The 268-nt window shown below is 61.2% G+C and carries 1 protein-coding gene; it reads right to left on the bottom strand.

The window, feature by feature from the left end:
* A partial coding sequence (locus tag ACH107_RS33850; RefSeq protein WP_412509929.1) for a T6SS effector amidase Tae4 family protein occupies nucleotides 1-268 on the bottom strand: 268 nt, incomplete at both ends.

Here is a 268-nt window from a genome sequence, read left to right as displayed (position 1 = left end):
GGGAGCCAGTACTCCCGCGACCGGCCGCAGCTTCAACCACGCCGCGAACTCGTATGCACGAGTCGCGGTCGGCTTGTCGTCGATCAGAAGTCGGCCCAGCGTCGGTTTGCCCGGCATCGGCCGAACCTGCTTCTGCGAAAACGACTTCATTGCGATGCCGACCTTGTGCAGCGTCACGCTCATCCGGATCGCACACTGGTTCTTGTACTGTCCGTTCGGATCGTCGTACGGGTTGCCGTGCGCATAGTTCTTCCAGAGCTCGGAAAAC

The sequence above is a fragment of the Roseovarius halophilus (ex Wu et al. 2025) genome (assembly GCF_047086965.1).
This window is presented reverse-complemented; position numbering and strand designations above follow the sequence as displayed.